26 protein-coding genes are annotated in these 25,771 nt (G+C 67.0%); 4 read left to right on the top strand and 22 right to left on the bottom strand.

All coding sequences use genetic code 11. The features are described 5' to 3' along the window. Positions 1-5: 5 nt before the first annotated feature. Positions 6-1,520 (bottom strand): molybdopterin-dependent oxidoreductase, encoded by a 1,515-nt coding sequence (locus ACIGJD_RS07090; RefSeq protein ID WP_483689450.1) that lies wholly within the window; start codon positions 1,518-1,520, stop codon positions 6-8. A gap of 224 nt (positions 1,521-1,744) precedes the next feature. On the opposite strand from ACIGJD_RS07090, the gene moaA reads away from it, so the two are divergent. Both moaA and ACIGJD_RS07080 read left to right on the top strand, forming a co-directional pair. Further along, the gene (gene moaA / locus ACIGJD_RS07085; RefSeq protein WP_483688904.1) at positions 1,745-2,863 is read left to right on the top strand and encodes a GTP 3',8-cyclase MoaA; all 1,119 of its coding nucleotides are present in this window, start codon (positions 1,745-1,747) and stop codon (positions 2,861-2,863) included. Positions 2,864-2,868: 5 nt separating this feature from the next. After that, positions 2,869-3,135, top strand: a complete 267-nt coding sequence (locus ACIGJD_RS07080) for a MoaD/ThiS family protein (protein ID WP_483688903.1) — start codon at positions 2,869-2,871, stop codon at positions 3,133-3,135. Between the two features lie 31 nt (positions 3,136-3,166). On the opposite strand, the gene ACIGJD_RS07075 is transcribed toward ACIGJD_RS07080, so the two are convergent. From ACIGJD_RS07075 to truB, 18 genes are all read right to left on the bottom strand, one after another. Beyond that, positions 3,167-4,072 carry an alpha/beta hydrolase gene (locus ACIGJD_RS07075; RefSeq protein WP_483688902.1) on the bottom strand — a complete coding sequence of 302 codons (906 nt, stop codon included), beginning with the start codon at positions 4,070-4,072 and terminating at the stop codon, positions 3,167-3,169. Further along, positions 4,069-4,728 (bottom strand): TetR/AcrR family transcriptional regulator, encoded by a 660-nt coding sequence (locus ACIGJD_RS07070; protein ID WP_483688901.1) that lies wholly within the window; start codon positions 4,726-4,728, stop codon positions 4,069-4,071. The genes ACIGJD_RS07075 and ACIGJD_RS07070 overlap by 4 nt, the downstream gene beginning before the upstream one ends. Beyond that, positions 4,725-6,338: a class I adenylate-forming enzyme family protein gene (locus tag ACIGJD_RS07065; RefSeq protein WP_483688900.1), complete on the bottom strand. Its 1,614-nt coding sequence runs from the start codon at positions 6,336-6,338 to the stop codon at positions 4,725-4,727. The genes ACIGJD_RS07070 and ACIGJD_RS07065 overlap by 4 nt, the downstream gene beginning before the upstream one ends. Beyond that, entirely contained in the window at positions 6,335-7,561 is a 1,227-nt protein-coding gene (locus tag ACIGJD_RS07060; protein WP_483688899.1) for a branched-chain amino acid ABC transporter permease, read from the bottom strand. Before ACIGJD_RS07060 ends, ACIGJD_RS07065 begins: the two co-directional genes overlap by 4 nt. Continuing rightward, positions 7,558-8,433: a branched-chain amino acid ABC transporter permease gene (locus tag ACIGJD_RS07055; RefSeq protein ID WP_483688898.1), complete on the bottom strand. Its 876-nt coding sequence runs from the start codon at positions 8,431-8,433 to the stop codon at positions 7,558-7,560. Before ACIGJD_RS07055 ends, ACIGJD_RS07060 begins: the two co-directional genes overlap by 4 nt. Then, a complete protein-coding gene (locus ACIGJD_RS07050) occupies positions 8,430-9,203 on the bottom strand; it encodes an ABC transporter ATP-binding protein (protein ID WP_483688897.1) in 774 nt (257 codons plus the stop codon). Before ACIGJD_RS07050 ends, ACIGJD_RS07055 begins: the two co-directional genes overlap by 4 nt. Next, on the bottom strand, positions 9,200-9,964 hold the full coding sequence (locus ACIGJD_RS07045; RefSeq protein ID WP_483688896.1) for an ABC transporter ATP-binding protein: 765 nt from the start codon (positions 9,962-9,964) through the stop codon (positions 9,200-9,202). The genes ACIGJD_RS07050 and ACIGJD_RS07045 overlap by 4 nt, the downstream gene beginning before the upstream one ends. A 6-nt stretch (positions 9,965-9,970) precedes the next feature. Continuing rightward, on the bottom strand, positions 9,971-11,164 hold the full coding sequence (locus ACIGJD_RS07040; protein WP_483688895.1) for a substrate-binding domain-containing protein: 1,194 nt from the start codon (positions 11,162-11,164) through the stop codon (positions 9,971-9,973). A gap of 189 nt (positions 11,165-11,353) precedes the next feature. Further along, positions 11,354-11,836 (bottom strand): DUF1579 domain-containing protein, encoded by a 483-nt coding sequence (locus ACIGJD_RS07035; protein ID WP_483688894.1) that lies wholly within the window; start codon positions 11,834-11,836, stop codon positions 11,354-11,356. Between the two features lie 104 nt (positions 11,837-11,940). After that, positions 11,941-13,284, bottom strand: coding sequence for a M16 family metallopeptidase (locus ACIGJD_RS07030; RefSeq protein WP_483688893.1), 1,344 nt, complete (start codon positions 13,282-13,284; stop codon positions 11,941-11,943). 112 nt (positions 13,285-13,396) lie between these two features. Continuing rightward, positions 13,397-15,655, bottom strand: coding sequence for a polyribonucleotide nucleotidyltransferase (locus ACIGJD_RS07025; protein WP_483689449.1), 2,259 nt, complete (start codon positions 15,653-15,655; stop codon positions 13,397-13,399). Positions 15,656-15,898: 243 nt separating this feature from the next. Next, a complete protein-coding gene (rpsO, locus tag ACIGJD_RS07020) occupies positions 15,899-16,168 on the bottom strand; it encodes a 30S ribosomal protein S15 (RefSeq protein ID WP_163164502.1) in 270 nt (89 codons plus the stop codon). A gap of 228 nt (positions 16,169-16,396) precedes the next feature. Continuing rightward, positions 16,397-17,656, bottom strand: coding sequence for a kynureninase (locus tag ACIGJD_RS07015; protein WP_483688892.1), 1,260 nt, complete (start codon positions 17,654-17,656; stop codon positions 16,397-16,399). Continuing rightward, positions 17,653-18,507: a tryptophan 2,3-dioxygenase gene (kynA, locus tag ACIGJD_RS07010; protein WP_483688891.1), complete on the bottom strand. Its 855-nt coding sequence runs from the start codon at positions 18,505-18,507 to the stop codon at positions 17,653-17,655. The genes ACIGJD_RS07015 and kynA overlap by 4 nt, the downstream gene beginning before the upstream one ends. Before the next feature lie 43 nt (positions 18,508-18,550). Continuing rightward, a complete protein-coding gene (locus tag ACIGJD_RS07005) occupies positions 18,551-19,534 on the bottom strand; it encodes a bifunctional riboflavin kinase/FAD synthetase (protein ID WP_483688890.1) in 984 nt (327 codons plus the stop codon). Positions 19,535-19,634: 100 nt separating this feature from the next. Beyond that, positions 19,635-20,102, bottom strand: a complete 468-nt coding sequence (locus ACIGJD_RS07000) for a hypothetical protein (RefSeq protein ID WP_142134559.1) — start codon at positions 20,100-20,102, stop codon at positions 19,635-19,637. Positions 20,103-20,121: 19 nt separating this feature from the next. Beyond that, the gene (locus ACIGJD_RS06995) at positions 20,122-20,475 is read right to left on the bottom strand and encodes a hypothetical protein (RefSeq protein ID WP_483688889.1); all 354 of its coding nucleotides are present in this window, start codon (positions 20,473-20,475) and stop codon (positions 20,122-20,124) included. A 2-nt stretch (positions 20,476-20,477) separates the two neighbouring features. Continuing rightward, on the bottom strand, positions 20,478-21,437 hold the full coding sequence (gene truB / locus ACIGJD_RS06990; protein WP_483688888.1) for a tRNA pseudouridine(55) synthase TruB: 960 nt from the start codon (positions 21,435-21,437) through the stop codon (positions 20,478-20,480). Positions 21,438-21,520: 83 nt separating this feature from the next. Here truB and ACIGJD_RS06985 point away from each other — a divergent pair, with 83 nt between their 5' ends. Next, complete coding sequence (locus ACIGJD_RS06985; RefSeq protein ID WP_483688887.1) at positions 21,521-22,675, top strand: pyridoxal phosphate-dependent aminotransferase; 1,155 nt, start codon at positions 21,521-21,523, stop codon at positions 22,673-22,675. Between the two features lie 27 nt (positions 22,676-22,702). On the opposite strand, the gene trxA is transcribed toward ACIGJD_RS06985, so the two are convergent. Beyond that, positions 22,703-23,140, bottom strand: coding sequence for a thioredoxin (gene trxA, locus ACIGJD_RS06980; RefSeq protein WP_483688886.1), 438 nt, complete (start codon positions 23,138-23,140; stop codon positions 22,703-22,705). A gap of 2 nt (positions 23,141-23,142) precedes the next feature. Next, positions 23,143-23,682 (bottom strand): nucleoside deaminase, encoded by a 540-nt coding sequence (locus tag ACIGJD_RS06975; protein ID WP_483688885.1) that lies wholly within the window; start codon positions 23,680-23,682, stop codon positions 23,143-23,145. 173 nt (positions 23,683-23,855) lie between these two features. On the opposite strand from ACIGJD_RS06975, the gene ACIGJD_RS06970 reads away from it, so the two are divergent. Continuing rightward, positions 23,856-24,983: a ScyD/ScyE family protein gene (locus ACIGJD_RS06970; RefSeq protein ID WP_483688884.1), complete on the top strand. Its 1,128-nt coding sequence runs from the start codon at positions 23,856-23,858 to the stop codon at positions 24,981-24,983. Between the two features lie 87 nt (positions 24,984-25,070). On the opposite strand, the gene rbfA is transcribed toward ACIGJD_RS06970, so the two are convergent. Continuing rightward, complete coding sequence (gene rbfA, locus ACIGJD_RS06965; protein WP_483688883.1) at positions 25,071-25,580, bottom strand: 30S ribosome-binding factor RbfA; 510 nt, start codon at positions 25,578-25,580, stop codon at positions 25,071-25,073. Positions 25,581-25,771 lie beyond the last annotated feature (191 nt).

Below are 25,771 nucleotides of genomic sequence, written 5' to 3'. Positions count from 1 at the left end.
GGCCGTCAGGATTTCACGTCCACTCTAACCGTGTGCAATCCGGTGGCCCCGTCAGGCGCGGGCGGCCGGAAGGTTTCGTCCTGGGGCCGGCCGTTCAGGTCGGTGGCGCGGGCCTGGACTTCGTACTGCCCCGGAGTGAGGTCCAGGGCCAGCTTCCACTGGTACCAGGTATCGGCGGAGATACCGGGCGCCAGCTCAGCTTCCCGCCACGGCCCCCGGTTGAGCCGCACTTCCACCTTCCCGATGCCCGTGTGCTGGGCCCAGGCTACGCCGGCAAAAACAACGGTTCCCGGGCTGACAGTGCGGCCGTTGCGGGGCACGTCGATGCGCGAGGACGTCTTGATGGGCCCGCGCTCAGACCAGCCCCGCGGGGTCCAGTACCCGGCATCGTCGGCAAACCTGGTGACTTTCAGTTCCGTCAGCCACTTGGTGGCCGAGACATAGCCGTAAAGGCCGGGGACCACCAGCCGGACGGGGAAGCCGTGCTCCAGGGGCAGCGGTTCCCCGTTCATGCCCACGGCAAGCAGGGCATCCCGGTTATCCGTCAGCACCTCCAGGGGTGTCCCGGCGGTCCAGCCGTCGGCGCTGCGCGAGAGCACCATGTCGGCTCCCGGCTGCGGCTCCGCCAGGGCCAGCAGGTCCCGGACCGGCCACCCCAGCCACCGGGCGTTGCCGATCAGGTCCCCGCCCACGTTGTTCGAGACGCAGGCGATGGTGATGTGGCGTTCGGTCAGGGGTTTCGCCATCAGGTCCGCAAAGGAGAGCTGGACGCCACGGGCCACCATGCCGGTGACCTTGAGGACCCAGGTATCCGGATTGACCGCCGGAACGGTGAGGGCTGTGTCGATCCGGTAGAACTCCCGGTTCGGCGTGACCAGCGGCGGCATTCCCGCCGCGCCGGACTCCGCAGCAGCCGGTATTGGCGGCGCCGGAGACGCTGCTGCAGGAAGGGTAATGCGTGCCCTGGCTTCGCTGACCGCGGTGGTGGCCCCGCGCCAGATCCCCGCCAGCAGCCCGGCAACCCCAGCGGCCGCTGCCGTGCCGGCAAGGGCCTGGAGGAAGCGGCGGCGGGAGGATGCCGTGGGCCCCGGTGTGCTTTCGCCATCTCCGGTTGAAGCAGTGGCCTCCCACGCCGCCAGCCGCACCACCAGGAGCCGCAACAGCACGACGGCGGCAACCGCGGCCAGGAGCGGAAGTACAACAGCCACCGGGGTCACCTGGGAACGCGTCAGCACGGCCGCCGTTCCGGCGAGCCCGAAGACTCCCACCATGACCGAACCGGCGAACCGCCGGCGGTGCTCGAGTACTCCGGCGAGCGCGGCCAGCCCGGCAATGACCAGCGCCATGCCCGTCAGCAGGGCAGCCTTGTCAGCCGTACCGAAAAGGGAGGTGGCCCAGTCCTTCACACCGGGAGGAACGGTGTCGATCACCACTCCGCCAACGGCATTCAGCGGGGACAGGGTGGGACTGGCGAACCCAGCCAGCAGCTCCCCCGCTGCGACACCTCCCGCGACGGCCACTACCCCGGCTGCCGCAGCCCAAGACCTGCCGGTGTGCCGCACCGTGGCGCGCGGGACTCCCTGGTGCCGGACGGAACGTTCCGCGCGCCCCTCGAGGCCGCCGCCGTCCGCCCCGTACCTGTGCCGGGAAGCCTTCACAACTCCCAGCATAGGATCGTGGTGCCGGAATGTTCCCCGGCCGGTCACGGTGTGATGCGCGGCTCAAGGTGGCGTAGCCTGAATTCATGAGTGTCCAGCTAGGCATGCCCCAGCCGCCGGAGGAAGCAGCATCGGCTGTGCCCGGACGCCGCCCCGCGGATGCACCTGCCGGCCTGGCGGACAGGTACGGCCGCCGCGCCACCGACATGAGGCTGTCACTGACGGACAAATGCAACCTCCGCTGCACCTACTGCATGCCTGCCGAAGGCCTCGAGTGGCTGGCCAAGCAGGCGGTGATGTCCGGCGAAGAGATCGTGCGGATCGTCAAGGTGGGCGTGGAACAGCTGGGTGTCCGGGAGCTGCGGCTGACGGGCGGCGAGCCGCTGGTCCGGCACGATTTGGTGGACATCATCGCGGCCCTGCGGCGCAACCACCCCGACCTTCCGATCTCGATGACCACCAACGGCGTTGGCCTGGCCAGGAAGGCGGCAGCGCTGAAGGACGCCGGACTGACGCGCATCAATGTGTCGCTTGATTCCCTGCACGAGGAAACGTTCACCAAGTTGACCCGCCGCCCCTTCCTGGACCAGGTCCTGGCCGGTGTGGACGCCGCCTGGGCTGCCGGGCTGGGACCGGTCAAGCTGAACGCTGTCCTGATGCGCGGAATCAACGACGCCGAGTCACCGCAACTGCTGGCCTGGGCCCTGGAGCGCGGGTACGAGCTACGGTTCATCGAGCAGATGCCGCTCGACGCCGACCATGGCTGGACACGCCGGAACATGATTACCGCCGCAGAAATCCGCGGGCTGCTGTCCCGGGATTTCGTCCTCAGTCCCGATCCCCGGGAACGCGACGGCGCCCCCGCGGAACGCTTTGAAGTACGACGCCGGGTGGCCGGCTCTGCGGATCCGGAGGGTCCCGTTCTGGGAACCGTGGGGATTATCGCCTCCGTCACCGAGCCGTTCTGCTCCGACTGCCGGCGCACCAGGATCACGGCCGAAGGCAAGATCATGAGCTGCTTGTTCTCGCGCGAGGAATACGACCTGCTGGGCCTGCTGCGTGCGGGCGCCGGCGACGCGGAGCTGGCGCAGCGGTGGCAGGACGCCATGTGGATCAAGCCAAAGGCCCACGGTATGGACCACGTGGGACTGGACGCCCCGGACTTCGTCCAACCGGACCGCAGCATGAGTGCCATCGGGGGCTGACCGGAATGCTTGTACGTTACTTTGCTGCCGCACGCGCCGCCGCCGGGTTCGAGGAGGAAAAATTCGACCTGCCAGCCGGCGCCACGGTGGCTGACCTGCTGGCAGCCATCACCGCAGTGCAGCGGCCCGAGCCCCCTGCCGGGACGCCGCCGCTGCCCCGGATCCTGTCCCGGAGCAGCTTCCTGCTCAACGAAGTGGCCGTGCGGGACCAGGCAACGGTCCTGGATCCCGACGACGTGGTGGACGTGCTGCCTCCATTCGCGGGGGGCTAGGCAGCAGGTTTTGCGGCGCCTTGGCTGACGCTCACTTTCCGGCCAGGGCCGCGCGGACGCTTGCCGCGACGGCAGCGGCCCCTGTCCGGCCCATGATGATGGTGTAGTGGTTGACGTCCGGCACCTGCGTGACCCGCAGGGTGGGAAGCTTTTCAGCCCACGACTCCAGGTAGCCGGCGGCATACAGGGCCGCCGGTTCGTTCAGCAGTCCCCGGGGCGCCCTGAGGACTTCGGCGTCGACGGTGAGGCGGTCCAGTGCGGCCAGCAGCGAAGCACCGCGGTGCAGGTCCGCCGTATCCTCCGCCATTGCCTCATACCGCGTGGCGGGCCGAAGTTCAGGCTCTTCGCCGGTGAGGTCATAGTCCACATAGGCATCCACGAGGGGACCCCAGTCCGCGCTGAAGGCGGGGTGCTGCTGCCAGAAGGAACGGTAGACCTCACGGCTGGGGAAGGTGGCATTGAGCCGCTCGGCAGCCGGACCCAGGACCGAGGAGATAATTTCTTCGTCCGAAAGGCCGGCCGGCACCTGCAGGGGCAGGCCTCCGTCCACCAGCACCAGTGACCGGACGCGTTCCGGGAACAGGTCAGCGAGGACAACCGACGCGAAGCCGCCCATGGAGTGCCCCATCACGACCACAGGCCCGTCCGCCAGTTCCTCGAGGACGGCCGCCAGGTCCTGTGCGTGCGTGGTCATTCCGTACGGCCCGGGCAGCTGGTTGCTGCGGCCGCGGCCGCGCAGGTCCGGTGCGATGATCCGGACCTCGGGCAGTGCTTCAGCGAGATACGCCCAGGACTTGTGGGAGGCAGTGACGCCGTGGACGGCAAGGATGGTTGGAGCGGCAGGATCATCCGGGCCCCAGACGGCAGTGTGGAGTGTTCCGCCGCGCACCGCCACTTCCGCCGTGCGGTAGGTTTCCTGGCTGGCTGTCTGGGTCATGGCAACGTCCCTTCCTGGGGCGGGGTGGTTTTAGCGGCGGAGTCAGGAGCAAGGCCCCGCTCGATGAACTGCATCATTTCTTCAAACACTTCTTCGGGCACCTCGGGCCTGGCTCCCTCGACCGGCGGTGCGCCTTCCTCGTCCCACAGGACCCAGCGCATGCCGATCAGTTCGCCGATGCCCATCAGGGCCCAGGCTGCGACGGTGGGGTCCATGTCCCTGACTTCGCCGCTGGACTGCGCCGCCTTCAACCCTTCGATGTAACCGTTCACGATCCGGGTGTAATGCAACCGCAAGGCCCCCGGGGAAACGAACTCGGCCTGCCGGATGATCCGGTACAGCGCCGGGTGTTGGGCAGTGAAGCGGAAGAACGCGCGGAAACCTGCCCGTTCCGCTTCCATCCGGTTGGGGGCATTCCGTGCCGCGTCGGTCATGGCGTGGCGCACCCGGCGGTTGAGGTCCTCCACCACTTCATCGAAGATTGTCTGCTTGCCGTCGAAGTACAGGTAGAAGGTGCCCAGCCCGACACCGGCTGCCTCGGTAATCTTCACGATCGAGGCCTCGTGGTAGCCCACCGAGGCAAACACCGACTCGGCTGCTTGCAGCAGCTTAGCCCGGGTGCGGTTTCCCCTGGCAGTGCGCGGTGCGGTGCTCATGGCCGGCCTCCCGCCGCGGGTGCCTGTCCTGGACCGGCCGCCGGTCCTGCGGCGGAACGGGCGGAGAGGTCCTGCCGCAGTTTGGCGCGCAAGACCTTGTTCAGTGCCGTCCGCGGCAGGCCTGACACCATCTCGATCCGCGCCGGGACCTTGAACCGGGCCAGCTGTGAGCTGCAGTGCTCCAGCAGCTCCTGTTCGTCCGTGACCATGCCGGGACGGACCACCACGAAAGCCAGGCCGCTTTCGCCCCAACGGGGATCCTCCACGCCCACCACTGCTGCCTGTGCAACAGCGGGATGGCCCAGCAGGACGGCCTCGACTTCGGACGGCGCAACGTTCTCGCCGCCGGAAATGTAGATGTCCTTGAGCCGGTCCACCACCCTGATGTAGCCCTCGGCATCCCGTTCCACCAGGTCGCCGGTATGCAGCCACCCGCCGGCCAGGACGGCCGCCGTGGCCGCGGGGTCCCGGAAGTAGCCGGCAAACACGCCCGGGCCGCCCACCAGCAGCTCACCGCTGGCCGCACCTTCAAGGATTTCTCCGGTGGCCGGATCGGCGACCGCCACGGACACATGCGGATATGGCTTGCCGGAGTAACCCACCATCCGCTCGGCGTCCTCGTTCGGCAGGCAGAGCACGTTGGGTGACGCCTCGGTCAGCCCGTATCCCTGGCTCAGCGCCACTCCCCTACGGTGCCAGATCCGCAGCAGCGGCGCCGGCATCGGCGCGCCTCCCACCACGGCGTGCCGCAGGCTGCCCAGCTCGGCAGTGGGGAAGTCCGGATGCTCGGCGAGCATGAGGTACTGGGTGGGAACGCCCATCAGCATCGTGACGCGGCGTTCCGGGATCAGCTGCAGGACCCGGCCCGGATCGAACCCGCGTTCGAGGACCACGGTGGCACCCACCCACCAGGCCAGCAGCGGCTGGATGTTCCAGCCCCCTACGTGGAATTGCGGCAGGACGGCCAGCACCACGTCGCTGCTGCCCATGTCGAGCGTGCGTGACAGCGAGAGGTTGTTCCAGAAGCAGTTTGCGTGCGTCAGTACTGCAGCCTTGCTGGCCCCCTCGGTCCCTGAGGTGAAGATCATCAGCAGGGCGTCGTCGTCGTGCACGTCCTGCCGCACCGTGGTTTCGGGCAGCGGCGCCACCCTGGTGGGCGGCGGCACGGATTTCTCCACTCCGCCGGGCCCCAGTGATGAACCACGCAGCCGATGCGGCAGCAGGGCGCAGGCAGCGGCGGCGAGGGCCTCAAGGTCGTCTTCCATGAGCAGCAGCTGCGGGTCCGCGAGTTCCAGCTGCAGGGCCAGTTCCCGCGACGAGAGCCGCCAGGACAGCGGGACGAGGACCAGGCCTGCCTTGGCGCAGGCGAAGAAGGTCACCACGTGGTCGGAACTGTTTCCGGTCAGGGTGGCTATGCGGTCGCCCACCCGATACCCGGCGGCGCGGAAACCGGCGGCGAGGGCCTCGGCGCGGCGCTCCAGTTCGCGGTAGGTGAGGGTGCAGCCGCGGTCGTCGATGGCGATCCGGTGGGGTGTGGCGTGGCTGCGGTCTGTGGTCCATCGGCCGAGGGTGTGCAACCCGTCGCCGGCGGGTCCGGTGATGCCGGTCATGCAGCGTCCTCCAGGATGTCGCGGGGAGTTTCGGTGCCGCCATTCCGTTCCCTGGACCGGCGCCGGTGGCCCAGCCGTTCGGCGCTTCCAGCCAGGCCCCCGGGAAGGAAGAGCACCACCAGGATGAAGAGCGTGCCGAGGATGAACAACGGTTCAGACAACGGTACCCGCAGAATGTCCGGCAGGGACTTGACGCCGTCGGAGTTCGCCAGGGCGGTCAGTCGCTGGTCAAGGATCGTATAGAACACGCCGCCCACCACGGCGCCCCAGCGCGAGCCGACGCCGCCCAGAACCACCATCACCAGCAGCGTAATGGTCAGGTCGGAGGAGATGGCCCGGGGTATGGCGCCGCTTTGCAGCAGCAAAAAGACCATGCCGATCACCCCGGCCAGAGTGGCGGAGAGAACGAAGATCAGCAGCTTGACGAGGTAGGGCTGCAGGCCGAGGACCTGGACGCGCAGTTCGTTCTCCCGGACGGCGGCAGCGGTGTGCCCGGCCCGGGAGGACTGTACCCAGGTGACGATGACGAACACGGCTACGAGGACGGCCAGTGCCAGCCAGTACAGGTTGCGGGTGTTGACTACGCCCACCAGGAAGTCCGGCAGGTTGTCGGTTCGCAGCGTCAGTCCCTCATCCCCGCCGGTCCTGCCGTCCGGGTTCCGTCCCACGATCACCGAGCCTGCCTGGGCGAAGGCCAGGGTGACCATGGCGAACGGGATGCCGCTGACGCGTAGGCTGATGCTGCCCACCACGTGGGCCAGCACGATCACGATCAGCAGGGTAAGCCCCATGGCCGGCAGCAGCGGGATGTCCAGGTTCTGCAGGATGATGGCCAGGCCGTAGACGCCAGCGCCGAAGTAGAGTGCGTGCCCGAAGGACAGCAGTCCGGCGACGCCGAGAAGCAGGTGGTAGGTCAGGGCCGCTGCGGCCATCAGCATGCACATGGCCAGGAGCTGCAGCGATCCCGGTGTGTAGCTGGGCCCGGGCAGCACGCCGGGCAGCGAGAGATTCAGCAGCGGAAGCAGGACCAGGAGCAGGACACCGGCCAGCCCGGCAGCCCAGGCAGCGAGGCGGCGGCCGGAGAGGCGCGGACGGCCGTTGTCCGCAGCACTGCTTCCCGCTCCCCCTGCGCCTCCCCTGGCCTTGCGTTTGCCCGGCTGGAGGGTGGCGCCGTCGCCGGCCGGCGGCCGGCGGGTGCTGTTGGTATCAGTGTCGGTGGTCATGCGGTTCTCCCGAGCAGGCCGGAGGGACGGAACAGCAGCACGAGGGCCAGCGCCAGCACCACGACGAAGTCGCCGGTGCCGCCGAGGTAGAAATTTGCCAGCTGCTGCAGGATGGCGACGGCCACGGCGGCGATGGCCGCTCCGGTGAGCGAACCAAGGCCGCCGATGACCGTGACGATGAAGGCGAAGATCAGCAGTGACCCGCCGAGCATCGGCGAGACGTAGCCGAAATAGTGCGAGGCGAGGACGCCGCCGAGGCCTGCCGCCGCCCCGCCGATGGTGAAGACGAGGGTGAAGGCCTTGCGGACGTCGATGCCCAGGGCGGTGACCATGGAGCGGTTTTCAACGCCGGCGCGGATGATCATGCCGTAACGGGTCTTCTTCAGGAAGAACACCAGGGCCAGCAGCACCATCGCGGCGGCAACGATGCAGACAAAACGGTCGTTGGGAACTTTAGCGCCGAGGATGTCGGTGGTGTACTTGAACCAGGCCGGCCCCTGGATGTAGACGGGGTCGGTGCCCCAGATACCGTCAAACAGCGCCACCGCGGCGAGCGAAAGGCCCAGGGTGACGAGTACCTGCTCGATGTGCCGCTGGTAGAGCCGCCGGATCAGGACGAATTCGGTGAAAGCGGCGAAAGCTGCGCCGGCAGCCGCGCCGATGAGCAGCGACAACAGGAATATTGCCCAGTTGTCGGAGCCGCTGCGGCGCGCGATTTCCCATCCGGTGAAGGCTCCAAGGGTCAGGAAAGCTCCGTGGGCGAAGTTGAGCACGCCCATCAGACCGTAAATCAGGGACAGGCCGGCGGCCACGAGGAAGTACAGCGCACCGAGGCCCAGTCCGGTAAACAGCAGCAGGATGACGGTGCTCACTGGGCAGCGCCTTTCTGGATCGGGTCCCCGTGCGGGGCCGTGTCGGTGGAAACACCGAGGTGCCGTTGGATCAGCCCGGCGTCATCGAGGAACTCAAGGGCCGGTCCGGTGTGGACCACGCGTCCGCCCGAGAGGACGACGGCGTCCCCGGCGAGCTGCCGGACCACCTGCAGGTTTTGTTCGACGAGCAGGATGGGCACTGTCTTGGCGGCTTCGGCCAGGGTCTCGGCCACCTCGCCCACGATCTTTGGCGCAAGGCCCTTGGTCGGTTCGTCGACCAGCAGGAGCTTGTTGGTGTTCAGGAGGGCGCGGGCCAGGGAGACCATTTGCTGTTGCCCGCCGGAGAGCGTTCCGGCCATCTGACCGGCCCGGGCCAGCAGGTCGGGGAACAACTCCTCCACCAGTTGCCTGCGCGGGTCGGCATCGCGTTCGGCCAGCCGGAGGTTCTCTGCGACGGTCAGTTTGGAAAAGACTTCGCGGTCCTCCGGGACGTAACCAACGCCGCGCCGGATGATCTTGAAGGTGGCTTCCTTGTCTATCCGCTGGCCTGCCAGTTCCATCACGCCGGTCCGGTCGATCAGGCCGACGATGGCTTTGATGGTGCTGGTCTTCCCTACACCGTTGCGGCCCAGCAGCGCGGTGATGCCCGTGGGCGGCACGGAGAAGGAGACGTCCTCGACGACCTGTTGGCCGGCGATCCGGGCGCTGAGCCCCTCGACGCGAAGGACGGGTGCGGTCATGGCGGCGTGGTGCTCCGCTGCGGTGTTCATACTGGTTCTCCGAGGTAGGCGCTTTGCACCGTGGGGTTTGCCATGACGGCGTCGGGGCTGTCCAGTGCCAGGAGGCTGCCATGGTGCATCACGGCCACCCGGTCCACCAGCCCCAGGACCACGTCCATGTGATGCTCCACCATCAGGACGGTGCAGCCCCGGTCCCGGTGCATTCCCCGAATGATCGAGGTGAGGGACGGGACGTCGCCGGACGCTACCCCTGCCATCGGTTCATCGAGCAGTACGACGGAGGGATCGGTTGCCAGCAGCACGGCGATCTCCACCTTGCGCTTTTCACCGTGTGAAAGGTCTCCCGCGGCCGTCCTAAGTTTGTGCGTGAGGCCCACTTCGGCGAGCGTGCTGCGGGCGGTCCGGGTGGCCTCGTCCGAGGCCGAGGGGAAGCGCAGGACGCTGAAGCTGCCGCCAAGCTTCGCCTGGGCGGCCAACCGGACGTTTTCCAGCACGCTCAGCCGTGGGAACAGGTTGGACGTCTGGAAGGTGCGGCCCAGCCCTGCCGACGCCCGGCGGTGGATCGGAGCGGCCGTGATCTCCCTGCCGTTCAGCGTGATGCTGCCCGCAGTGGGCCGCACGACACCGGAAATCAGGTTGAACAACGTGGTCTTGCCGGCTCCGTTGGGCCCGATCACACCGATCATTTCGCCGGCGGCGACCGTGAAGCCCACGTCCTGGAGGATGCGCGCACCGCCGATCTGCAGGCCGAGGCCGTCCACCGCCAGGGCGGGCAGGGCTGGGTTGCTCATCCGGCCCTACTTCTTTTCCGGCGGGGCCACTGTGTCCCCGGGGACGGCCTTGACGAGCTCGGGGGTCCAGGAGTCACCCTTCTGGACCAGCTTGGCCTGGTACATGTCCTGGATCAGCGCATGGTCCGAGGCGCGGACGGTTTCCTTGCCCTTGGGGCCGTCAAAGCTGAATCCTTCGAGGGCCTTGACCATGGCGTCCGGGTCCTGCCCGCCGCCTTCCTTGACGGCCTGGGCAATCAACTGTCCGGCCACGAAACCGTCGGGGGTGAAGAGGTCGGGCTTGCCGCCGGCCTTCTCGACGGCGGCAATCATCTTCTTCTCCACGTCATTACCGGCAGCACCCGGGAAGTAGTGGTTGAGGAAGCTGATCTTGGAGCTGGCGGGGCCGTAGGCTCCGAAGGTTGCCGCATCGCCCAGGCCGGTGACGACCGGAGCCGCGTCGAAGACGCCCTGCTGGTTCAGCGCCTGCCACATCGTGCCGGAGGTCGCGCCGGCCCAGGCCACGAAGACCATGTCCGGCTTGGCGTCCAGCAGCTGGCGCGCGAACGGGGTCAGTTCCTGGTTCTCCGGCACCAGGACCGCTTCGACGTTGGCGCCCTTGGCTCCGAGCACGGCCTTGACGGCCGCGACGTTGCCCTGACCGAAGGCGTTGTCCTGGGCGAAGACCACGACCTTCTTGCCCTTGGTGTCGATGAAGGTACCGGCGGTGGCCACGTCCTGCAGGCTCTGCCGTCCGGAGCGGAAGGTGTACTTGTTGATGCCCTGGATCGCGTCGGTGGCTGCGGGGCCGGAGATGTACAGGACCTTGTTCTGCTGCGCCTGCTCGGCGAGCTTCAGGGCGATGCCCGAGGATGCGGTGCCGCCGATGATCTTGTAGCCCTTGCCGATCATGTCCTTGGCCGCAGTGACCGCCTTGTCCGGGTCGCCGCCGTCGTCGGCATAGGTCAGGTTGATCTTGGCTCCGTTGACTTCACCGGTGCCTCCGGTGGCGTAGTCGATGCCGGCCTGCAGGCCCTGGTAGTAGGTCTCGCCATACGCAGCGAGGGCACCGGTCTTGGAATAGATGATGCCAACATTGACCGGTGCGGCTGCACTGCCGGAACCGGACGGGGCGCCTGCGCCCGCCGTTGGTGCGCATGCGCTGAGGGCCAGCCCGGATGCCACGACGGCGGCCATCAAAAACTTCTTTGTTTCCTTCACGGGATGCCTTTCGGTGAAGATCCGCGGGGTGTGGTGCGGGCGGAGGTATTCCTCCGAACCTGAAAGGTGATTCAGATTACAGCAAATGTAGAGTCAACCCTGGGTTCTGTCAACGGTAAAAGCGCAGGTGAGTGCCGGTCGGGCCTCCCGGGGCAGGGGCGCGCACCGACCGCGCGGGAAGGTGTCCGGCTAGTCGCGCTGCGGGTTGGGAACCCTTTGGCAGACGGTGGTCATCAGGGGAACCAGCTCATTGCGGTGCTGACGCCACAGGCCGGCAGAGTGCGTCAGCACGCCATCCCTCGCGGTCAGCACGTGCCGGACAGTGGCGGAACCGCGCCGCCGCTCCACCGTCAAGGCGCCGTCGCGCCAGGTGGCCCGGTCGAGCCCTTCCAGCGGCATGCCCGCAGCTGTGGTGTGGTACCAGAAGGTGTCGGGGTGGATCGGGTCGGCGGCGAAGATCCCCACACCCTCGGCGCAGGAACCGTCGGGCCCAGTATGGCGGTAGCTCATGGTGACGGCGTGGCCGCCGGCAGCCGTGGCGAAGGCAATCTCTACGGCGTCGGTATGGGCCGGACTCCAGGCCGTGGCTTCCCAGTGTGTGGTGCCGCTCCAATGGCCCAGGAAGGCTCGCAACGATTCCGTTACCGGGAGTGGCGGGGAGGGCTGGTCCATGGTTCCTCCGTGCAGCGCTGCTTCCCGTTCCAGACCACCATCATCACGCCGGCCCCTGAAGCTGTAAAGCACTTCCAAGCAGGGGCCCGCATGCGGTCCGGTTCCTACAGCCCGAAGGTTTCCGTCTCCTCGAAGGGGCCCACCACGGTGATGGTCCGCGGCGCGGCAGCGAGTTCGGCGGCCAGTTCCTGCACCTGTTCGGCGGTGACGGCCTTGATCAGGCGCAGGGTCTCGTCGATGTCCTGGTATTCGCCGGAGACCAGCTCGGCCCGGCCCAGCCGGGACATGCGGGAGCCGGTGTCCTCCAGGGCCAGGACGATTCCGCCGCCGAGCTGTCCCACTGCCTTGCGGAGTTCATCCTCGGAAATTCCATGTTCGGCAAGCTTGTCCAGCTCCACGCCCAGCAGGTCCACCACCTGGCGGACCTTGGACGGAGTGCAGCCGGCGTACATGCCGAAGTAGCCGGCGTCGGCGTAGGACGATGCAAAGGAATAGGTGGAGTACACCAGGCCACGCTTCTCGCGGACTTCCTGGAACAGCCGCGAGGACATGCCGCCGCCGAGGACTGCGTTCAGGACGCTCATGACGTAGCGGCGTTCGTCGGTGGCGACGATCGTGGGGCATCCCATGATGATGTTTGCCTGCTCCACGGCACGCTTGACCACGTGCAGCCCGGCTGTCCCGGTGATCAGGGCGCGTTCGGTGGAGCGGCGCTGCACGGGCGCCGCGTCGGACTGCAGCGACCACCCGGCGGACTGGAGGGCATCCACCACAAGTCCGCATACGACGTCGTGGTCCAAACCGCCCGCAGCGGTAATGACCAGTTCCTCCGGCTTGTAGTACCTGCGGTAGTGCTCCCACACGGAATCGCGGGCCACCGCCCTGATCGCCGCGGGGGTTCCGCCGATGGGACGGCCCAGCGGGTGGCTGCCGAGGACTGCGGCGACAAAATGCTCGTGGGCGACGTCGGTGGGGTCATCGCTGTCCATGGCGATTTCTTCCAGGATGACGTCGCGTTCCTGCTCCATCTCGTCAGGATCCAGTACGGCCCCGGTGATCATGTCCGCAATAACGTCGATGGCCATGGGCAGGTCCGTGTCCAGGACCCGGGCAAAGTAGCAGGTGCTTTCCTTGGCTGTTGCCGCGTTGGATTCCCCGCCCACCTCGTCGAAGGCCGACGCGATCTCCAGGGCAGTGCGCCGCTTGGTGCCCTTGAACAGCAGGTGCTCAAGGAAGTGGGTGGACCCGTGCTGGCCGGGTGCCTCATCGCGGGACCCGACGCCCACCCAGAACCCGATGGTGGCTGACCGCTGGCCCGGCATCGCCTCCGTCAGTACCCGCACGCCTCCTGGCAGCACTGAACGGCGGACCTCGGACCCGCCGTCGGAGCCGTGGACCAGGGTGTCGCCGGCGTGATTCTGCTCAAGCGGCAGGGGTACAACAGTCATTGATGCCTTTCAGGAGGGGCAGCCGGATCTGGCTGCCATCGTAACAGCGGCGGGACCGGTGGATCATCCACCGGCCCCGCCGATTCATGCTTGTGCCGGGAGTCCCGGGCTGTTAGACGTCAGCGCCTTCAGCGGGCTCCTCGGTGTGGGCGCGCTCGGTGTCGGCCGGGGCCTCTTCCTCGGCTACCACCGGGGCGAGCGAGAGCTTTCCGCGGTCGTCGATCTTGGTGATTTCCACCTGGATCTTCTGGCCAACGGAGACCACGTCCTCCACGTTGTCCACGCGCTTGCCGTTGGCCAGCTTGCGGAGCTCGGAGATGTGCAGGAGGCCGTCCTTGCCGGGGGTCAGCGACACGAAGGCACCGAAGGTGGTGGTCTTGACGACCGTGCCCAGGTACCGCTCGCCGATTTCCGGGACCTGCGGGTTGGCGATGGCGTTGATCGCGGAGCGGGCTGCGTCGGCAGACGGACCGTCCGTGGCGCCAATGTACACGGTGCCGTCGTCCTCGATGGAGATGTCGGCGCCGGTGTCCTCCTGGATCTGGTTGATCATCTTGCCCTTGGGGCCAATGACCTCGCCGATCTTGTCAACGGGGATCTTGACGGCGATCACGCGCGGTGCGAACTCGGACATTTCGTCCGGGGTGTCGATGGCCGAGTTGATGACCTCGAGGATGTGCAGGCGGGCTTCGCGGGCCTGCTTCAGGGCTGCTGCCAGGACCGAGGCGGGGATGCCGTCGAGCTTGGTGTCCAGCTGGATGGCCGTGACGAACTCGGAGGTACCGGCAACCTTGAAGTCCATGTCACCGAAGGCGTCTTCGGCGCCGAGGATGTCGGTCAGGGCTGCGTAGCGGGTCTGGCCGTCCACCTGGTCGGAGACCAGGCCCATGGCGATGCCGGCGACGGCGGCCTTCAGGGGCACACCGGCGTTCAGCAGGGACAGGGTGGAGGCGCAGACGGAACCCATCGACGTCGAACCGTTGGAGCCGAGGGCCTCGGACACCTGGCGGATGGCGTACGGGAATTCCTCGCGGGACGGCAGCACGGGCACCAGGGCACGTTCGGCCAGGGCGCCGTGGCCGATTTCGCGGCGCTTGGGCGAGCCCACGCGGCCGGTTTCACCGGTGGAGTACGGCGGGAAGTTGTAGTTGTGCATGTAGCGCTTGCGCGTCACCGGCGACAGCGAGTCGATCTGCTGTTCCATCTTGAGCATGTTCAGCGTGGTGACACCCATGATCTGGGTCTCGCCGCGCTCGAAGATGGCGGAGCCGTGGACACGGGGCAGGACCTCGACCTCGGCGGTGAGCTGGCGGATGTCCGTCAGGCCGCGGCCGTCGATGCGGATCTGGTCCTTCAGGATGCGCTGGCGCACCACGTGCTTGGTGACGGAGCGGAAGGCTGCGGACAGTTCCTTCTCGCGGCCTTCGAACTGGCCGGCCAGCGATGCAAGGACCTCGTCCTTGAGTGCGTCGGAAGCGTTGTCGCGTTCCTGCTTGTCGGCGATCTGGAAGACGGCGGCAAGCTTGTCGGCTGCAGCGGACTCGACGGCGGCGTAAGCGTCGTCCTCGTAGTCCAGGAAGACCGGGAACTCGACCGTGGGCTTGGCAGCGCGGGCGGCGAGATCGGCCTGGGCGTCGCAGAGTGCCTTGATGAACGGCTTTGCAGCCTCCAGGCCCTCGGCCACAACCTCTTCGGTGGGAGCGGTGGCGCCCTGCTCCTTGATGAGGTTCCAGGAGTTGTCGGTGGCTTCGGCCTCGACCATCATGATGGCGACGTCGTCACCGGCAACACGGCCGGCAACCACCATGTTGAACACGGAGTTTTCCAGCTGGGAGTGCTTGGGGAAGGCAACCCACTGGGATCCGTTTTCGTCGTTCACCAGGGCAACACGGACGCCGCCGATGGGGCCGGAGAACGGCAGGCCGGACAGCTGGGTGGACATCGAGGAAGCGTTGATGGCCACGACGTCGTAGAGCTCGTCGGGGTTGATGGCCAGGACGGTCACCACGATCTGGACTTCGTTGCGCAGGCCCTTGATGAAGGCGGGGCGCAGCGGGCGGTCCATCAGGCGGCAGGCCAGGATGGCTTCGGTGGACGGGCGGCCTTCGCGGCGGAAGAACGAGCCCGGGATGCGGCCGGCGGCGTACATGCGCTCTTCGACGTCCACGGTCAGCGGGAAGAAGTCGAAGCCTTCACGCGGGTGCTTGCCGGCGGTGGTGGCGGACAGCAGCGCGGTGTCATCATCGATGTACACCATGGCTGCGCCGGCGGCCTGCTTGGCGAGGCGGCCGGTTTCGAAGCGGATTACACGCTTGCCGAAGCGGCCATTGTCAATGACTGCCTCTGAGAACTGGATTTCGGGACCCTCCAAGAGAGTCACCTCCGTTTCTGTTTCACGGAAGTCCAGCCGCATCAACCCAGTCCAGCATCTGTCTACTGGCCCTGCACCCGGTCATCGATCGAGACCCACGGGCCGCCGGCTTCTGTCAACGAAGCCGTTCCCGGAGATCACTACCGAGGACCGCGAATGCGTGATGCGGTTGATCCTCCTGTTTAGTTTTTCATTTGAAGAAGGCGGCCCGTTCCGGAGGGAAAGGGCCGCCCCAAAGCCAGACTAGCGGCGCAGGCCGAGGCGCTCGATGAGCGAACGGTAGCGGGCGATGTCAGTCTTCTTGAGGTAGCTCAGCATGCGCTTGCGGCGACCAACCATGGCCAGCAGACCGCGCTGGGTGTGGTAGTCGTGCTTGTGCTCCTTCATGTGCTCAGTCAGATCCTTGATCCGCTGGGTCAGGACGGCAACCTGGACCTCCGGTGAACCGGTGTCGCCTTCGGCGGTTGCGTATTCCTTGATGATGGACTGCTTTACAGCGGCTTCAAGTGCCACAATAACTCCTTGGGAATGTGCCGTGAGGGCCCAGGTCAGTAACTCACTGCCGGGTCTGCCGCGTTCGTCCCGCTCCGGTAAACCTGAGGGGCTGACAACAACAGGAGCCAGCCGCCACGGACTGCAGCCGGATCCGTCGTCCAGTTTACCGGCCCCGGCCTAACCTTGTCGAAACAGTGCGCTCGAGAACGCGACGCTCGAAACAGGGCAGCGGTGACAGTGGGGCGCTCAGCCCTGCAGCCGGTCCCGGATGGCGGCCATGCCCTGCAGGACTTCGGCGAAGCTGGTGCTCAGCGGGGACAGCCCCACCCGGATGCCGTGCGGCGAGCGAAAGTCCGGAATGACGTCCCCGTCCCAGAGCGCTTCGACGGTGGCCTTGGTGAAGTCAGGGTGGTCCACGGTGATGTGCCCGCCCCGCTCCCCCGGCTTCCGGGGCGATGCCAGTTGCGCACCCAGTGGGGCCAGCCAGGCGTCGAAGACCTCGACGGCGAAAGCGGTGAGGTCTTCGGACTTCGAACGGATGGCGGCCATGGATGCTTCCTCGACGAGGTCCAGGGTGCCCTGCATGGCGATCATGCCGAAGATGGCCGGTGTGCCGCTGAGGAAGCCCCGGATGCCCGCGGCCGGTTCATAGCCGGCGGCCATTTCGAAGGCGTCCTTGCGGCCCATCCAGCCCCAGATGGGCTGGTTCAGTGACGGCAGGTGCCGGGCGTTGACGTAGGCGAACGCCGGCGACCCCGGCCCCCCGTTGAGGTACTTGTACGTGCACCCCGCGGCGAAGTCCACGTCCGCGCCGTCCAGGTCGATCCCAACCGACCCCGCTGAATGGCAAAGGTCCCACACCACCACGGCCCCGGCGTCGTGCACTGCCGTGGTGATGCCCGGCAGGTCGGCGAGGTGGCCGGAGCGGTAGGCGATTTGGCTGAGGAGTACGACGGCGGTGCGCGGCCCGGTGGCCTGGCGCACCTGTTCAAGGGTCACCCCGGCGGCGGGGTCCGGCTCAATCCAGCGGAGGGTCAGACCCTCCTCGAGGGCGATGCCCTCCACCAGGTAGCGGTCCGTGGGGAAGTTTTCGGTATCCAGTACGAGCTCGTTGCGGTCCGGGTCCTGCACCGCGGCAAGGGCTGCGCGGATGAGCTTGTAGAGCACCACGGTGGTGGAGTCGGCGATGATTGTTTGTCCCGGCGCGGCGCCAAGGACGGCACGGCCCAACTGGTCGCCGATGGCCTGTGGCAGCGCAAGCCACTTCTCGTCCCAGCCGCGGATGAGCCGGCCGCCCCACTCGTCCCGGACGAAGGCGGCAACGTCATCGGCGGTGCGCTTCAGGGGCCGCCCCAGGGAATTGCCGTCCAGGTAGGACAACGGCGTGTCCGTGCCGATGAAGTGGTCCCGGTAGTGCGCCAGGGCGTCTTTCCGGTCCAGCTCCCCGGCCCGCCGGCGGAGCTCTTCGGCGGAAACGTCCGTGGGGTTTTCCTGATGGATGCTCATTGTCCGATCTCCGTCCTGACAGCGAATAGTTCCGGGAAGAATGTCAGTTCCAGCGCCTTTTGCAGGAAGGTCACACCGCTGGATCCACCGGTGCCTGTCTTCATGCCGATGGTCCGCTGGACGGTGCGCAGATGCCGGAACCGCCAGAGCTGGAAGTTGTCCTCCAGGTCCACCAGTTCCTCGCACGCCTCGTAGGCGGCCCAGTTGTCCGCGGCGTTTTCATAGATGTGCTTGAAGAGCGGGACCAGTTCCGGGGTGAATTCGTGGGCCAGCGTCACGTCCCGGTTTAGGACCGACTGCGGCACGTCGAACCCCTGCCGGGACAGGTAGGCCAGGAATTCGTCATAGATGCTGGGGGCGGCCAGCAGCTCCGCCAGCATGGCGTGCGCCTGCGGATCGGATTCGAAGATGGGCAGCATCTTCCTGTTCTTGTTGCCCAGGACAAACTCCACTGCGCGGTACTGGGCGGACTGGAACCCGGAGGAGTTGCCCAGGAACCCGCGGAACTGCGAGTACTCGGTGGGCGTGAGGGTGGCCAGGACGGACCACTGCTCGGTGAGGGTCTTCTGGATGTGCTTGACCCGGGCGATGCCCTTGAGCGCCGAGCCCAGGTCGTCCTCCCGGAGCCAGGCGGCGGCGCTGCGCAGTTCGTGCAGGACCAGTTTCAGCCAGAGCTCCGTGGTCTGGTGCTGGATGATGAACAGCAGCTCGTCGTGGTGTTCAGGTTGACTGACCGGCTGCTGCGCGCTGAGCAGTGTGGGCAGCTGCAGGTAGGAGGCGTAGCTCATCCGCGAGCTGAAGTCGCGGACTATCCCCTGGTCCAGGTTGCGGGTGTTCTTTTCTACGGACACGCACTGCCTTTCGTTGTTCTCACCCCGGGCGGATGGGCCGGAGTCAGGAACCGGCCAGGATCCGGTGGGCCTGGGCCACGTCCAGCCGCATTTGTTCCACCAGGGCCTCAGGGCCACGGTAGGCCACCATGCCGCGAAGGCGCTGCACGAATTCCACGATGACTGTCTGGTCGTACAGATCGAAGTCCTCCACGGCTTCCTCCGGCCTGTCGATGACGTGCGCCTCCACTTGGCGGCTGACGCCGTCGAAGGTGGGGTTGGAGCCTACCGAGATGGCGGCCGGCCAGCGCTTGCCGGCCTGGTCCACCAGCCAGCCGGCGTAGATGCCGTCCGCGGGGATCAGGCCCGTGGCATTCGAGGAAAGGTTGGCCGTGGGGAAGCCAAGTGCCCTGCCCCGGGCGGCGCCGTGGACCACTTCACCGCGCATCCGGTGCGGGCGGCCCAGGACCGAGGCGGCGGTGGCGACATCGCCCTCCTGCAGTGCCTCACGCACCCAGGTGGAGGAGCAGCGGCGGTCCGTGCCCTCGTCGTCATGCAGGGGGTAGCCCTCGGATCCGAACTCGCTGATGACCTGGACGTCGAAGCCGAACTTGTCGCCCAGCGCCTTCATGGTCTCCAGGTCGCCGGAGTTGCCGCGTCCAAAGCGTGCGTCGTGGCCGATGACCACGTGGCTGGCGTGCAGGCAGTCCACCAGGTACTGCTCCACGAATTCCTCGGCCGTGAGGCTGGCAAGGTCCAGCGAGTACTTGACCACCAGGATGGCGTCCAGGCCCAGCTCGCCGAGCGCCTCCAGTTTGTCATCCAGGCCCATGATGAGCTCCGGCGCCGCCTCGGGCCGGTGGATGACTGCCGGGTGGGGGTCAAAGGTGATGGCCACAGCCTTGGCGTGGGCGAGCCGGGCAGAACGGATCAGCTGGGACAGCACCTGCTGGTGGCCGCGGTGAACGCCGTCGAAGTTGCCGAAAGTGACAACAGATGGGCCGAAGTCCGCCGGGACATCGGACGGATCGTTCCAGATGTAGACCATCACCCTCGCCTTTAAGCTGCGTTCAAGCATCGGTGCTCCGCCGGCCGTGCGGCTGCGGAACTCTTCAAGGTTACCCGGATTCGCTGCGCGGCTTTTGCCGTCACTCCGCAGCCTTGGCGGAACCCGCCGCTGCCGCGGACGGACGCCGGCGGTACAGCCACACCAGGCCCAGGATGGGCAGCAGCAGGGGGATGAAGCCGTAGCCGCGGCCGAACAGGGACCAGACAGTCTCATGCGGGAACTGCACAGAGTCCAGGATGCTCAGCGTCCCCACCACCAGGACCCCGGCGAGCTCCACCAGCACGGCGGCAACGGAGACCTTGAACCACGTGGTTCCCGCCTTGGCCAGCGACACCGTAGCCAGGATGTACACCACGGCTGCGAAGGCGGAGAGCAGGTATGCCAGCGGGGCCTCGGAAAATTTGGTGAGGATCTGGTAGCCGGCACGGGCGGTGGCCGAGATGGCAAACACTCCATAGACCGCGATCAGCAGCCGGCCGGGTCCGGTGTTGCGGGTATTGCGGACGGGTGCGTCGCCGGCGGCCGCGCGGGCCTGCTGCTCTTTCATTTCTGCTGCTTCTTCCACTTCAGTACCAGATCTGGTTCATTCGGGCAGCCATCACCAGGGCAGTGACACCCACCGCGGCCAGGACAAAGTTGCTCCACCGCGTCCGCTCCAGGATGGCCCAGTAGATGGCCGCGGGAGGCAGGAGCATGGCGGTGGCCATGTAGCCCCAAAACTCCCACGCTTCGCCGGCGATCCGTTCGCCGGCAATGACGCGGACGATCGAACCCACCAGGTAGACCACCAGGGCCGCTTCCACGGCCACGACGGACAGGAGGGTGACGTCGTTCGGCGCCTTCTTCAGGATTCCGGCCCCCAGGCAGAGCACCGTGGACACCAGGCCGACAACCAGGATGATCCAAAAGTATGCGTCCACGCCTACGCCTCCGCGGCGGCGGTGGCGGTGGCGGACGGCCCGTTCCCATTTCCAGTCCCGGTGCCGGGCGCGAAGACAAGGACCGGTTTGGCGTAGCTGCCCGCATCGGCGAGGAGGGCCACCAGGCTGCCATCGGGGGCAAAGCCCGCCGCAGGGTGCTCGGCGGTGGCGGCGCCGGGGGTGCCGGGGGCCGTACCGGCTGAAATCCGGCGGCCGAACGAGATTTCGGCGGTTTCCTCGGCGGTGAGTTCGCGGTTGGGCATCAGGGCACGCGCGGCCAGGGACATGTCCAGGACGTTGAGCTCTTCGGCGAGCTGCTCCAGGGTGCGCGCCTGGTCAAGGGTGTAGGGGCCCACCTGGGTCCGGCGGAGGGCGGTGAGGTGGCCGCCGACGCCAAGGGCGTTGCCGAGGTCCCGGGCCAGGGCACGGATGTAGGTGCCTGAGGAGCACTCCACCGTCACGTCCAGGTCCACGACGCCGGCCGTGGCGTCCCTGCGGATAGCGTGGACGTCGAACCGGTGGATGGTGACGGGCCGCGCGGCGAGCTTGACGTCTTCGCCGGACCGCACGCGTGCGTAGGCGCGTTCGCCGTTCACCTTGATCGCGCTGACGCTGCTGGGCACCTGCTGCAGCTCCCCCGTGAGCGCCGCGACGCCGTCGTAAATCTCCTGCTCCGTGACGCCGGCGGCAGTGGCGGTGGCCGTGACCTCGCCCTCCGCGTCATCCGTCACCGTGGACTGACCCAGCCGGATGGTGGCGGTATAGGTCTTGGATGTGCCCACGATGTAGGTCAGCAGGCGGGTGGCTTTGTTGATGCCGAGCACCAGCACGCCGGTAGCCATGGGATCGAGTGTTCCAGCGTGCCCGACTTTCCGGGTCCCTGCGAGGCGCCGCATCCGGCCAACCACATCATGGCTGGTCCATCCCTGCGGCTTGTCCACTATCACCAGTCCAGAAAGCACGCCTCCCAGTATATCGGCGCAGGTTGGGGCCCTTGTGCAGGGACCAGCACAGGCGTCCGACGGCGGCGGCTAGGATGGCTGGCATGCCCCAGCTTGCCGCCCATGTCCGCGACGTGCCCGTAAACCAGATCCGCGAGATCACCGAGGCCGCCTGGCGGACACCCGGCGCGATCGTGCTGAGCATCGGGGAGCCCGGTTTCCCGCTCCCCCGCCACGTCCTGGACGCCGGTATTGCCTGCTTTGAGCGGGACGAGACGAACTACACCCCGAACGCCGGGATTCCGGCCCTGCGGGAGGCGTTCGCCGCCAGGTTCCGGGAGGAACAGGGTGTGGACGTCGGCGCCGACCGGGTGTACGTGGTGTCCGGCGCCCAGCAGGGCCTGCACTTCGCCATGAGCCTGCTGCTCTCCCCCGGCGACGAGATCCTGATCCCCAATCCGGGCTACCCCACTTTCGCCATGACCAGCCGGCTGCTGAACGCCGTACCGGTGGGCTATCCGCTGCATCCGGAGCACGGTTTCCAACCGCGCGTTGCCGACGTGGAGGCCCTCATCACCGGCCGCACCCGCGTGCTGGTGCTCAACTCGCCCTCCAACCCGCTGGGCGCCGTGCTCAACGGGGAACTGGTGCAGGAGTTGGTGGAGCTGGCCCGCCGGCATGACATCTGGGTCATCTCGGACGAGTGCTACGAGGCGTTCACCTACGATGTCCCGCACGTCAGCCCGGCAAGGTTCGACGGCGGCACCGAAGCGGATGCCCGCGTGTTCACTTCGCTGACACTGTCCAAGACCTACGGGCTGACCGGGCTGCGGATCGGCGCACTGGTCTGCCCGCCGGGGCTGGAACGGAAGATGGACAACGTCATGGAATCGATCGTCTCCTGCGTGGCGTCCGCCCCGCAGTACGCGGCGCTGGCGGCGCTTACGGGGCCGCAGGACTACGTCCGGCACGCGCATCAGCACTACCGCGAGAACCGCGACGCGGCTTCGGCAGTCCTTGCCGCAAAGGAAATCCGCTACCTGCCGGCACAGGGCGCGTTTTACCTGTGGGCCGATATGTCCCACGTCACTGGCGGCGACGTCCGCGCCTGGGTCCGGCGCTTCCTCGCTGACTCCGGCGTGGCGCTGGCTCCGGGGACGGCCTTCGGCTCCATCGGCGAGGGCTGGGTCCGCGTTGCGCTGTGCGGCCGGAAAGAGGACCTGCTGGAAGGGTTGTCGCGTCTTCCGGCGGCACACTGACTGCCGCCCTCCAGCGCCGGAGCGCCGTCAGCTGCGGGCGCCGGCGAGGGCCTTGTCCAGCCACGACCGAAGGACCTCCGCGGGTGCGGCACCCGCCTGGCGCGCGGCTACTTTCCCGTCAACGAGCACCATCAGCGTGGGAATGGCCTGCACATCGAACCGCCGCGACAGCCCGGGCGATTTGTCCACGTCCACCTTCACCAGCTTGAGCTTCCCGGGCCGTTCCCGCGCCAGCTTGTCCAGGACCGGACTGACCATCCGGCAAGGTCCGCACCATGCCGCCCAGAAATCGACCAGCACCGGCACCGGGGATTGCTCCGCCACGGCTGCGAAGTCGTTGTCGCCCGCGGCCACAATCCACGGCAGGTCCGCCTTGCAGTTGCCGCAGCGGGGGTGGCCGGAGGCCTGGGCGGGCACGCGGTTGGTCTTTCCACAGGAGGGGCAGGCAAGCAGCGTGGGTTCCATTGTCAGTATTCCTTCCTGCTGTCAAAGGCGCGCCAGGTCTGGAAGGGGACGTCCGACGTCGGGATGTCACCCCGGGTGACCGGCATCAGTTCCGGTGCGGCGCCGCTGAAGTAGTCGTAAAAGAGGGCGTCGTCGAAGCCGGCGGCTGCGGCGCCATGGCGGTCCGCGGCGAAATAGACGTGCCCGATGCGGGCCCACAGGGCTGATGCCAGGCACATGGGGCAGGGCTCGCAGCTGGCGTAGAGAACCGATCCCGTGAGGTCGAAATCCGCTGTTGCGGCCGCTGCCGCCCGGATGGCCACCACCTCCGCGTGGGCGGTTGGATCGTTGTCCCGCGTCACCCTGTTGACGCCGGAGTGGACCCGTCCGTCGGGCGTCACCACCACGGCCCCGAACGGTCCGCCGCCCTGGCCCACGTTCGCCGTGGCAAGGTCCACTGCCTGTTCGAGGTACTGGGCCCTTTCCAGGTGTTGCGCCGGATCGAGGTGCTGGGCCCGTTCGAAGTGTTCCGGGGAACTGTTTCCATGGTCTGCAGCGGTCATAGCACGATCCTAGCCACCGGTGACCCCGTGGGGGATGGAAAGGGGGCAAAGAAGGGGGGACGCCCCCAACACTACCCGCCGGTAGGGGCCTACTCTTGCGCCGGGGGATACATTTTTTGCCTCTGCCGAGGCTCCATATCCAGCCCGCGAGGGCCCGCACCCCGGAGTACCCAATGAAGAAAAGACTCGCACTCTTAGCCTGTATCACCGTCTCGGCCGCTGCCATAGCGTCCGCAGGCCCCGCCGCCGCTTCCACTGAATCGCCGGATTACCAGGTACTTGCAGGCGGCCTGGTCTCGCCGCTGCATGTGGCGGCGGGAACCGGCAAGGCCGTCCTGGTGTCGCAGGATTTTGCCGGGAAACTCACGCGCATCAACCGTGAGGGAGCAGCCGAAGACCTGGACACGGGCACGCCCAAGGGCTGGGAAGTGGCCGGTTCCGATACCCGCGGCAGCACAACCTACTTCCTTGAAAGCGTGGGCGCGGGGCAAGGGGACCCCGCCGGACTGCACGGATACCTGAAGTCGATTGACTCCAAGGGCCACGTGGACACCATCGCAAACTTTGCCGATTACGAGCGGCGCCACAACCCGGATGGCGACCAGCGTTACGGCTTCGGGGATGACGTCAGCGCGCAGTGCATGGCCAACTGGCCAAACTTCCCGCCGGCCACCTACAAGGGCATCGTGGATTCGCACCCCTACGCCCTGGCCGTCAGGGACAACACTGCCTACGTTGCGGATGCCGGCATGAACGCTGTCCTGAAGGTCAACCTGAAGAATGGCGACATCGATACGGTCGCCGTCCTGCCGCCACGGCCGGCGGTTATTCCGGCCGGTCTGCGGATTCCCACAGATATGCAGGGGAACACTGCAGAGGTGCCGGCGTGCGTGGTGGGGCATGAATATGCGTTCGAGCCCGTCCCCACGGACGTCGCGATCGGCCCTGACGGCATGCTGTACGTGACGTCACTGCCCGGCGGACCGGAAGGACCTGAACTGGGTGCCCGCGGTGCCATTTTCAAAGTGAATCCGTGGAACGGTGACACCGACGTGTGGGCGGACGACATCCTGAGCCCCACGGGACTTGCTGTAGCCGGCAACGGTGACGTGTATGCAGCGTCGCTGTTCGGCGGCGAGATCCTGAAGTTCACCTGCGACGGCCACCGTTCGACATTCCTGAAGGTGGATATGCCGGCTGACGTCGACATCAAGGGGAACAACCTCTACGCCACGATCGACGTCCTGGGCGATCCGATGCAGCCGCCAGCTGGAAAGGTCATCAGGGCCGACCTCGGGTAGCAGGCCGTGACCGGCCCCTGATTAAAGGACAGGGTGGGTTAAAAGCAGCCAGGGCCCGGGATAAGCTCCCGGGCCCTGGCTTGCGTGTTACTTGTTTCCGTCCTCGTCGAGGTCTTCATCGTCGTTGAGGTCCAGGTCCTCGTCGTCGAAGTCGTCCTCGTCGATGTCCACGTCGGCGGACGCATCGGACTTGTACGGGTCGGCATCGCCTGCGTGGCGGGCGTTGGCGGCAAGGGCTGCCACCTCGGCGTCCCGCTTGCGGGCTTCCCGCAGCAGTTCCTCCAGGTTGGAGGCGTTGACCGGGATCTGGTCGGCGACGAATTCGAGGGTGGGGGTCAGGCGGGCGGTGATGTTCCGGCCCACCTCCTGCCGAAGCACACCCTTGGCCTTCTCAAGCCCCTTGGCAGCATCAGCCTGGAGAGCCTGGTCCCCGAAGACGGTGTAGTAAACAGTGGCGTGCTGCAGGTCATTGGTCACGCGGGCATCAGTAACAGTAACGCCCTCCACCCGAGGATCCTTGATCCGCCGGCCCAGGGCCTCAGCAACAACAACCTTAATCCGCTGCGCCAACTTGGCAGCACGTGCCGGATCAGCCATGAACAACTCCTATAAGAAGAAAAGTAAGGGACGTACGACGGCGGCGCAGGACCAGCGTCATACGCAAGGTTTGGGTGCCACGCACTAAAGGCGAGCCAACGACGATGCCGAAGAGTTTTGGGGGCGCCCGGGAGTGGCATCGGGCCTACCGGAGCTGGGTGGCAAAGGATCGCAAGATCCTTGGCCACCCA

The organism is Arthrobacter sp. E1SS-5 (assembly GCF_057073715.1).
Note: the sequence above shows the minus strand (reverse complement) of the source record. Positions and strands in the feature narration are given on the sequence as shown.